At 70.0% G+C, this 9628-nt stretch carries 11 protein-coding genes; 7 read left to right on the forward strand and 4 right to left on the reverse strand.

Features of this window, described 5'->3' with window-relative positions:
• The 3 genes from V6M45_RS13365 to V6M45_RS13375 all read left to right on the forward strand — a co-directional run.
• Positions 1-1693 (forward strand): DNA translocase FtsK (locus tag V6M45_RS13365; RefSeq protein WP_332657029.1); only part of this gene is annotated, 1693 nt, incomplete at its 5' end.
• Between the two features lie 177 nt (positions 1694-1870).
• Positions 1871-2503 carry a LolA family protein gene (locus V6M45_RS13370; RefSeq protein ID WP_332657030.1) on the forward strand — a complete coding sequence of 211 codons (633 nt, stop codon included), beginning with the start codon at positions 1871-1873 and terminating at the stop codon, positions 2501-2503.
• Positions 2504-2711: 208 nt separating this feature from the next.
• Positions 2712-3506 carry an exodeoxyribonuclease III gene (locus V6M45_RS13375; RefSeq protein WP_332657031.1) on the forward strand — a complete coding sequence of 265 codons (795 nt, stop codon included), beginning with the start codon at positions 2712-2714 and terminating at the stop codon, positions 3504-3506.
• Here the strand turns inward: V6M45_RS13375 and V6M45_RS13380 are convergent.
• Positions 3503-4912: an SLC13 family permease gene (locus tag V6M45_RS13380; protein ID WP_332657032.1), complete on the reverse strand. Its 1410-nt coding sequence runs from the start codon at positions 4910-4912 to the stop codon at positions 3503-3505. The two genes, V6M45_RS13375 and V6M45_RS13380, sit on opposite strands and share 4 nt — an antisense overlap.
• A gap of 103 nt (positions 4913-5015) precedes the next feature.
• On the opposite strand from V6M45_RS13380, the gene V6M45_RS13385 reads away from it, so the two are divergent.
• On the forward strand, positions 5016-5840 hold the full coding sequence (locus V6M45_RS13385) for a hypothetical protein (RefSeq protein ID WP_332657033.1): 825 nt from the start codon (positions 5016-5018) through the stop codon (positions 5838-5840).
• Here the strand turns inward: V6M45_RS13385 and V6M45_RS13390 are convergent, their stop codons facing one another.
• Positions 5841-6527, reverse strand: coding sequence for a response regulator transcription factor (locus V6M45_RS13390; RefSeq protein WP_332657034.1), 687 nt, complete (start codon positions 6525-6527; stop codon positions 5841-5843).
• 62 nt (positions 6528-6589) lie between these two features.
• Positions 6590-7306: a YggS family pyridoxal phosphate-dependent enzyme gene (locus tag V6M45_RS13395; protein WP_332657035.1), complete on the reverse strand. Its 717-nt coding sequence runs from the start codon at positions 7304-7306 to the stop codon at positions 6590-6592.
• Here V6M45_RS13395 and V6M45_RS13400 point away from each other — a divergent pair.
• Positions 7305-7961 (forward strand): thiamine phosphate synthase, encoded by a 657-nt coding sequence (locus V6M45_RS13400; RefSeq protein WP_332657036.1) that lies wholly within the window; start codon positions 7305-7307, stop codon positions 7959-7961. The genes V6M45_RS13395 and V6M45_RS13400 overlap by 2 nt on opposite strands.
• Here V6M45_RS13400 and V6M45_RS13405 read toward each other — a convergent pair.
• On the reverse strand, positions 7958-8359 hold the full coding sequence (locus V6M45_RS13405) for an NtrZ family periplasmic regulatory protein (RefSeq protein ID WP_332657037.1): 402 nt from the start codon (positions 8357-8359) through the stop codon (positions 7958-7960). The two genes, V6M45_RS13400 and V6M45_RS13405, sit on opposite strands and share 4 nt — an antisense overlap.
• 332 nt (positions 8360-8691) lie before the next feature.
• Between V6M45_RS13405 and V6M45_RS13410 the strand changes: the two genes are divergently transcribed.
• Together V6M45_RS13410 and V6M45_RS13415 are read left to right on the forward strand one after the other, a co-directional pair.
• Positions 8692-9159 carry a DUF3576 domain-containing protein gene (locus V6M45_RS13410; RefSeq protein ID WP_332657038.1) on the forward strand — a complete coding sequence of 156 codons (468 nt, stop codon included), beginning with the start codon at positions 8692-8694 and terminating at the stop codon, positions 9157-9159.
• 64 nt (positions 9160-9223) lie between these two features.
• Positions 9224-9628: class I tRNA ligase family protein (locus V6M45_RS13415; protein WP_332657039.1), on the forward strand; the 405-nt coding region annotated here is incomplete at its 3' end.

A 9628-nucleotide genomic window follows, 5' to 3' on the forward strand; every position in this document is an offset into this window, starting at 1 on the left:
CGTCCGTCCCGCGCCGGAACCGGAGGACGAAATCCCCGACAACGCCGACGTCGACGACGGTCCGCCGTGGCGGGAGGCGGCGCCGCTTCCCGCTCGCGGCGCGCCGGAACCCAAGGTCGCCGCCGTCAAGGCGCCGAAGGCGTCGAAGCGCGAGCTGGACGACAGCCAGGCCGCCTTCGACTTCGCCCGCCCTTCGACCGGCTTCGACCTGCCCCCGCTCGGCATGCTGACCAAGCCGGCCAAACGGGTCGCCTCGGTCGACGAGGAGGCGCTGAAACAGAACGCCAAGATGCTGGAAGGCGTGCTGCAGGAGTTCGGCGTCCGCGGCGTCATCGACCAGATCCGTCCCGGCCCGGTCGTCACCCTGTACGAACTGGTCCCGGCGCCCGGCGTGAAGCACGGCCGCGTCGTGGCCCTCAGCGACGACATCGCCCGCTCGATGTCGGCCCGGGCCTGCCGCATCAGCGTCGTGCCGGGCCGCAACGCCATCGGCATCGAACTGCCCAACGCCAAGCGCGAGACCGTCTATCTGCGCGACCTGCTGGCCTCGACCGAATACGACAAGCCGGCCCATCTGCTGCCGCTGGCCCTGGGCGAGACCATCGGGGGCGAGCCCTATGTCGCCGATCTGGCCCGCATGCCCCACCTGCTGATCGCCGGCACCACCGGCTCGGGCAAGTCGGTCGGGGTCAACGCCATGATCCTGTCGATCCTGTACCGGCACAGCCCGGCCGAGTGCCGCTTCATCATGATCGATCCCAAGATGCTGGAACTGTCGGTCTATGACGGCATCCCGCACCTGCTGGCGCCGGTCGTCACCGATCCCAAGAAGGCCGTCGTCGCGCTGAAATGGACGGTGCGCGAGATGGAGGACCGCTATCGGCGGATGTCCAAGCTCGGCGTGCGCAACATCGCCAGCTACAACGAACGCGCCCGTGAGGCCCAGGCCAAGGGCGAGCATTTCGAACGCACCGTCCAGACCGGCTTCGATGAGCAGGGCCGCCCGGTCTATGAGTCCGAGAAGATCCGCCCCGAGCCCATGCCCTTCCTCGTCGTCGTCATGGACGAGATGGCCGATCTGATGCTGGTCGCGGGCAAGGACGTCGAGGGCGCGGTCCAGCGTCTGGCCCAGATGGCCCGCGCCGCCGGCATCCACCTGATCATGGCCACCCAGCGCCCGTCGGTCGACGTCATCACCGGCACCATCAAGGCCAATTTCCCGACCCGCATCTCCTTCCAGGTCACCTCCAAGATCGACAGCCGCACCATCCTCGGCGAACAGGGCGGCGAGCAGCTGCTGGGCCAGGGCGACATGCTCTACATGGCCGGCGGCGGCCGAATCACCCGCCTGCACGGGCCGTTCGTGACCGACCAGGAGGTCGACGAGGTCTGCAAACACCTGCGGTCGCAGGCCGAACCCGACTATCTCGACCTGATCACCGACGATCCCGACGGCGACGGCGACGCGGCCTTCGGCGACGACGGGGGCGGTTCGGGCGACGACCTGTACGACCGGGCCGTGGCCGTGGTCACCCGCGACCGCAAGGCCTCGACCAGCTACATCCAGCGCCGGCTGCAGATCGGCTACAACCGCGCCGCCTCCCTGATCGAGAAGATGGAGCAGGAGGGCGTGGTCAGCCCCGCCAACCACGCCGGCAAGCGCGACATCCTCGCCGGACCGCCGCCGATGTAGGCGCGATCTGCCGCAACGGAGACGGGCGACCGACGTTTACAGGGGCCGCCGTCGCCTCCCGAAGCTGAACAGGGCTTCATCGGAGCGCCGGAATATGGTCTGGCTCGGGTCACGAGCCCGCCTGATCGATCCGGCAAGACGGCAGACCTCAACCATCCCGAACGGGAGAAGACCCTGATGACCGTCTCACGCCGCGCCTTCGCGCTCGGAACCGCCGCCCTCGCCGCCGTCTCGGCCCTGCCGGCCCACGCACAGTCCAATCTGTCGGCCGAGGACCGCGCCGTGCTGGCCCGGGCCCAGGCCTATCTGCAGGGCCTGACCTCGGCCCAGGGGAATTTCGTCGAGACTTCGGGCGCCCAGCGCCGGGAAGGCCGCTTCTATCTGCAGCGCCCCGGCAAGATGCGCTTCGAATACACCAACCCGGCCGGGCTGCTGGTCGTCTCCGACGGTTCCAACGTGAAGCGCTACGATCCGCGCCTGAACGTCTTCCGACAGGTGCCGCTGGGCCAGACCCCGCTGTCGACCTTCCTGGCGCGCACCGTCCGCCTCGACCAGGGCGTGCGTATCGACCGCATCACGCGCATGGATTCGGGCGCCTTCGCCATCACGGCCCGCGACAACCGCAGGCCGAACGACGGCTCCGTCGTCCTCGCCTTCGCCGGCAATCCGATCCGGCTGCAGGAGTGGACCATCGTCGACGCCCAGGGCGGACGAACCCGCACCCAGCTTACAACCCTGCGTCCCGCCTCGGGTCTCGCAGCCAGCCTGTTCCAGTTGCGCGATCCAACGCAGCGGCCCCGCCGCAACTGATCGCGCCCCCCGTGAGTTCGTCTTGACTTTTTTTACGGGCCGTGTTGTTTTGGTCACAGATCGGCGGGAGCCGGTCTGACCCGCTACGGATTTCATCCCCTTCCCGGCGGCGAGAGAGACGAAACTGAAACGCCCGGTCGGCGACGACCGGGCGTCTCTTTGTCCGGCCCCCGTGGGCGAGTGCGACCGCGGCTGCTAGAGCCTCCCCATGCTTCGCATCGCCACCTGGAACATCAACTCCGTCCGTTTGCGCGTCGACCAGGTCGCCCGCTTCGTCGAGGAGAGCCAGACCGACGTCCTGTGCCTGCAGGAGATCAAATGCCTCGAGGACCAGTTCCCGCGCGCGGCCTTCGAGGCCATGGGCATGCCCTACCTGCGGATCGGCGGTCAGAAGGGCTGGCACGGCGTCGCCATCGCAAGTCGCAAGCCGATCGCCGAAGCGCCGAAACTCGACGTCTGCCGTGAAGGCCACGCCCGCTGCGTCGCCGCCACGGTCGACGGCGTCGAGATCCAGAATTTCTACATCCCCGCCGGCGGCGACGTGGCCGATCGGGCGCTGAACCCGAAATTCGATCACAAGATGGACTTCTACGAGCGCCTCACCGCCGAGATGGCCGTCCGCGACCAACAGCGGCCGCTGGTGCTGGCCGGCGACTTCAACATCGCGCCGGGCGAGAACGACGTCTGGAACCACCGCTATATGTCGAAGATCGTCAGCCACACCCCGCTGGAGGTCGAGACCCTGCGCCGGCTGCAGGCGGCGGGCGATTTCTGCGATGTCGTGCGCGACCAGATCCCCGAGCCACAGAAACTGGCCAGCTGGTGGAGCTATCGCGCCGCCGACTTCCGCAAGTCGAACCGCGGCCTGCGCCTCGACCACCTGTGGACCTCCCCCGGCCTGACGCCCGCGGTGGTCCCGGCCAGCGCCCGCATCCATGACACGGTGCGCGAATGGACCCAGCCCAGCGATCACGCTCCGGTGACGATGGATCTGGACGTCTAGAACGGGAAGAAGATCGGGATGGCCACCATCGCCGCCACCCAGGTCACCAGGTTCAGCGGCAGCCCGACCCGGACGAAGTCCATGTAGCTGTACCCGCCCATCTGGAAGACCAGCACATTGGTCTGGTAGCCGAAGGGCGTGGCGAAGGCGGCCGAGGCGGCCATCATCACCCCGACCAGGAAGGGGCGCGGATCGACGCCGAAGCTCTCCGCCAGGGCCACGGCGATCGGGGTGATCAGCACCGCGACCGTGGCGTTGGACAGCAGCTCGGTGGCGAACAGGGTCACGCCGTAGAGGATGATCAGCCCGACCAGCGGACCAAACGGACGCAGCACCTCGATCAGCACCCCGGCGCCGGCCGCGGCCAGACCGGTGACCTCGATGGCGATCCCGACCACCACCATGCCGGCGATCAGCAGCAGGATCTCCGGCCTCAGCCCGGCATAGGCCTCCTCGGGCGTGATCACCCTGAGCAGGATCAGGGCCACCGCCCCGGCGAAGGCCGAGGCGGCGATCGGGGCCCAGCCCAGGCCCGCCGCCGCCACCACGAGGATGAACACTCCCAGGGCGATCAGCGAGCGCCGCAGGTCGAACGGCCGGTCGGCGGCGCCGAACAGGGCGACGTCCCCCAGATGGGCGTCCCCCGAGCCGTCGTCATTGGTGCGCGCCTCGCCCAGCCGCGGCAGGCCGAACGGGAAACGGCGCCGGCGGCGGGCCATGCGCTCGGCCTCCGCCTCGCGGCGGGCCTCCTCCATCTCCGCCAGCCGGATCTGCTCGGCCTCGTCGGCCCGGACACTGCGCCCCAGTTGCCGCGCCCCCACAAAATACAGCCACAAACCCCCGACCCCGGCGATGCACAGGCCGACGGGGGTGATTTCGAACAGGCTGAAGACCGGCTGACCCGCGTTGCGCGCCATGTCGTTGACCAGCAGGTTGGTCGAGGTGCCGATCAGGGTCAGCAGGCCGCCCAGCACCGAAATATGGCTGAGGGGCATCAGGAAGCGTTTGGGGGACAGCTTCAGCGACTGGGCCACATCGCGAATCACCGGCGCCGCCAGCACCACCACCGGCGTATTGTTCAGAAAACCGCCGAGCGCGCCGCACATGGCGAGCACCGCCCAGATGCCGATCGCGCCGACGCGCGAGGCCAGCCGGGTGGCCTGGCGAATCATCAAACCCAGCAGGCCGGACAGTTCGATGGCGTAGGCGATGACGAACAGACCGGCCAGGGCGATGACCGCCGGGCTGGCGAAGGCGCCCTGAACCTCGACCGGGCGAACCACGCCCAGCAGCAGCAAGGCCGCGGCCCCGGTCAGGGCCACGACATCGGCGCGCACCCGGCCATGTATCAGCACCCCGACCACGGCGACGAGCACCAGCAGGGCCGCGATCTGATCGAAAGTCATCGCCTCTGCTGCCTCCCCCGGCTGTTCGAGGTCAACCTTTTACGGCCGGCCGCCCCGAATCCAGCGAACGGCATGCTAGGCTGGTTCCATGCTGAACCCGGTCATGCCCGTTCGCCTGCCGGTCGTCGCGATGATCGCCGCCGGCCTGCTCACAGCCTCCTGCCAGAGGGAATCCGGACCTGCCGCGCCCCCGCCGGAGCCGGCCGGACCGGTCGAAGCCGGCCCCGCGACCCCGCCGCTCAATCCGGCGCTCGACCGGAGCGAATTGTTGGCTGCGGTGGCCCGGGCCGCCTCGGCCTATGCCGCCGGCGCTGACGCCGCGGCCTCCAGCCCACTGGCGGGCCGCCAGTTCGACATCCGGCTGGCCTTCGGCTGCGAGGGGGCCGAGGCCTCGCCCGCCGACGGCGCGGGAGACGGCCTGGCGCGCTGGTCATGGGGACCCGAGGGCGAAACCATTCGACTGAGTCTGACCCCGGGCGACTGGACCCGCTCCGCCCTGATCGCCGGCTCCGGGCAGGATCGGTGGGAGGCGGTCGAAGGGTTCTGGGTCGCCCGGCCGTGGATGACCGCTGACGGCTGCCCGTCAGTCCGGGCTGATCCACTGGCCAGCGGGCCGGCGGCGGCCTCGCCCCAGACCGTCGGCCTGGCCGCGGTGTTCGAAAGGGGCGGTTCCCGCCTTGGCCGGCGCAACGGGCGCGCCTACGCCCACGCCATCCGTCAGGCGGGGGACGCGCCGCTGGTGGCGCTGGACGCGGGCTACAGGCTCCGATTGCAGGGCCGGATCGCGTCCTTCCCTGACGGCCGGGCCGTCCGCTGCCGCGCCGCCAACCCCAACCAGCGTCCGGTCTGCGTGGCGGCGGTCCAGCTCGACCGGGTCGCCTTCGAAACCCCCACGGGCGAGACCCTCAGCGAGTGGCGGCCGGGTTGATCAGGGCTGCAGCCGGTATCCGCCGGCGTCGGTCAGCAGCAACCGCGCCTGACCCGGCTCAGGCTCGATCTTCTGGCGCAGGCGATAGATGTGGGTCTCCAGGGTGTGGGTGGTGACACCGGCGTTGTAGCCCCAGACCTCAGTCAGCAGTTCCTCGCGCGACACCGCCTTGGCCCCGGCCCGGTACAGATATTTGAGGATGCTGGTTTCCTTCTCGGTCAGCCGCACCTTCCGCGCCTTGTCATCGACCAGCACCTTGGCGGCCGGACGGAACTCATAGGGCCCGATGCGGAAGACCGCGTCTTCGGACTGCTCGTGGCTGCGCAGATGGGCGCGGATGCGGGCCAGCAGCACCGCGAAGCGGAAGGGCTTGGTGACATAGTCATTGGCCCCGGACTCCAGCCCCAGGACGGTGTCGGCGTCGGATGACTGGCCGGTCAGCATGATGATCGGCGTGGACACCCCGTCCTTGCGCAGCAGGCGGCAGGCCTCGCGCCCGTCCATGTCGGGCAGGTCGACGTCCAGCAGGATCAGGTCGGCGCGGGTCTCGCGCCCGAGCCTCACCCCCTCGGCCGCGGTCGCCGCCTGCACCGGCCGGAAGGCTTCGTGCAGCGCCAGTTGCTCGGCCAGGGCCTCGCGGAGGTCGTCGTCATCGTCGATGATCAGGATGGTCTTGGGCGTGGGCATGAGTACCAGAATGGCGAGCGTCGGCCGTTCCGCCAAGGGTCGGGGCCGAAGCGGGGCGGTTTTCAGTCACTAGAGGGCGTTTCGGAGCGATTTCGTTCCCCGAACAGGGCAGATCCGACGCGAACATGAGTGGCGCCGAAGCGGATCGCCGCCTCATAGTCGCCGCTCATCCCCATCGACAGCACCTTGAGCCCGTGGCGTCCGGCGATCTTGCGCAACAGGGCGAAATGCGGCCCGGCCGCCTCATCGGCAGGCGGAATGCACATCAGCCCCTCGACGATCAGCCCCTTGTCGCGGGCGTAGCGGATGAGGACGTCGGCGTCCTCCGGCAGGACCCCGGCCTTCTGGGGCTCGGCCCCGGTATTGACCTGGACGAGGACGCGAAGCGGTCGCCCCGCCTTTCCCGCCGCCGCGGCGAGGGCATCGGCCAGTTTCGCCCGATCGAGGGTCTCGACGACATCGAACAGGGCGACGGCGTCGGCGGCCTTGTTGGTCTGCAGCGGGCCGATCAGACGCAGTTCGAGATCGGCGACGCTGTCACGCAACTCAGACCAGTGAGCTTGCGCCTCCTGCACCCGGTTCTCGCCGAACACCCGCTGGCCGGTCGCCAGCGCCGCCGCCAGCGCCTCGGCCGGCTGGGTCTTGGTCACGGCCGTCAGCATGACCTCGCCGGGGTCGCGCCCCGCGGCGCGGCAGGCTGCGCCGATGCGGCGACGCACGGCCGCGAAGCGGTCGGCGATGCTGGACCCGGAGGCGGGTTCGGGGGATGAGGAGGCCATGAACCGGTCCGAAGCGGAGATCCTGTGGGAGGTCGCCAGCGTCCTCGCACGGGACGCGGGCGATGTCAGCCGCGCAGCGGGCAGACCGGTCTCCGGCCTGCCGCCGCTGCTGTTCTTCACCGACCCTGAGCGTACGCCGCGGCCATGGGAGACGGCGGCGCGGCTGCCGACCGGATCGGGGGTGGTGTTCCGGTCCTTCGGCGCCGCGGACGCCCGCGACACCGGCCTGCGGCTGCGCGAGGCGACGCGGCGGCGCGGCGGCCTGTTGCTGGTCGGCCTGGATCCGGACCTGGCCGAGGCGTTTGAGGCCGACGGGGTCCATCTGCCGGAACGTGCGCTGGGCCAGGCGCCCGCCCTCGTCGCGGCCCGGCCCGGCTGGCGCATCACCGGCGCCGTGCATTCGGCGCAAGCCCTCGCCGGCGTCGAATGTCTCGATGCGGCAGTTCTGTCTCCAGTGTTTGGGGCTGGCGGAGCCTCGGCGGCGCGGCCCTCGCTGGGGCTCAAGGCTTTCAGCGATCTCGTCCGGGCCGCTCCGATCCCCGTCTACGCCCTGGGCGGCGTCGACAGCGGCAACGCCCGGGACCTTATCGGCTCGGGCGCGTGCGGGCTGGCGGGGGTTTCAGCGATAAGGGCCGCGTTCGGCCCGCCGGACTAGAAGCGGAAGATCGATTCCAGCCGGAAGCGCGGGGCGGTCCGGCGATCGGTCTGCGGCGGACGGGCCGGATCGGCCTCGGGCTCGGCCAAGCCGGCGGCGGCGCCGACCCGCAGGCGCGGATTGACGCGATAGTAGGCCCCGGCCTCGACGTCGCCGAGATTGCTTTCGCGACCGACCGGCTGGCTCAGGTTCAGATCCAGGCCCCAGCGACCGCGCTCGGTGAAACGAAGGCGCGACTGGTTCGGCGTGGCGGCCGAACGCGCGGCCTGGGCCTCGGATAGCGTCACGGCGGGGGCGCGGGTGCGCGACGACGCGGCCTGGGCGGTCGCGGCGTCGGCGAAGGCGAGGAGCGCGAGCCCCCCGACCAGTCCAGCGATGACGGCGCTCTTGCTGCGCATGTCCTGCCCTTTACGCCGTGACGGGGTCTCCGCCACGGTCCTTGTCAGCGATTAGACACCGCTGATCAGCCCGGTCAACGAAACGTGGCCATTCACCCTGGGTTCCGCAAGACTCTGCGGGACTCCTGTTGCGCGAGCGTCACGCGTCTAAAGTCGCCCCGGCCGCGCTGTCGCCCCCGCTTCGCCCTCCCGCCGCCACGGCGATGCGACTTCGCCTTGTCATCGCCCCTTTTCGCCGTGTTATAGAGCGTCGCTTCGGCTTCCGACCCAGTGGGCGAGCCGGCGCGTGCGCGGAAGGTCCGCTGCACGTCCCGAAGGAATGGAGAGTCTCGATGGTGCTGGTTCGTGGCGCGACGGTCGCCCTGATCGCTTCGGGCGTTGTGCTGTCCGCCTGTTCCGCCGACCGCCCCTTCGGGCCGACGGTGGGCGACGTGTTCGGCTCGGGAGGCTCCGCGCCCCAGAGCGCCAGCCAGACCGGCATCGGCGTCAACGCCTTCCTGTGGCGCGCCACCCTCGACACGCTCAGCTTCATGCCGCTGGCCAACGCCGATCCGTGGGGCGGCGTCATCAACTACGACTGGTACACCGATCCGCAGACGCCGAACGAGCGCTTCAAGGCCACGGTCTTCATCCTCGACACCCGACTTCGCGCCGATGCGCTGAACGTCACCGTGTCCAAGGAAGTGCGCGACGCCGCCGGCCAGTGGGTCGGGGCCGCCGTCGCGGCCCAGACCGAGACCGATCTGGAAAACGCCATCCTGACCAAGGCGCGCCAGCTCAACCTCCAGAACGCCCGCTGATCTCCTCCTCCCGACCATAGCCTCCTCAAGGCTCGCCCTTAGGAGCGACGCCTCAAGGATTCCCGTGGCCCGCCCAAGCCCGTCCCGCTACGAGCCCAAGACCGCCGAACCCCGCCAGCAGGCCCGTTGGGCCGCGGCCGACGCCTTCCGCACGCCCACGGAGGGGACCGGCCGGCCGAAATACTACGTGCTCGAGATGTTCCCCTACCCTTCCGGGAACATCCACATGGGTCACGCCCGCAACTACGTCATGGGCGATGTGGTGGCGCGGTCGAAGCGCGCCCAAGGCTTCGACGTGCTGCACCCGATGGGCTGGGACGCCTTCGGACTGCCGGCCGAGAACGCCGCCATCGAGCGCGGCGTCCATCCCGGCGACTGGACCTGGTCCAACATCGCCGCCATGCGCGACCAGCTGAAGCTGCTGGGCCTGTCGCTGGACTGGTCGCGCGAGTTCGCCACCTGCGACCCG

Source organism: Brevundimonas sp. (assembly GCF_036676055.1).
In the GTDB taxonomy this organism is placed as follows: domain Bacteria; phylum Pseudomonadota; class Alphaproteobacteria; order Caulobacterales; family Caulobacteraceae; genus Brevundimonas.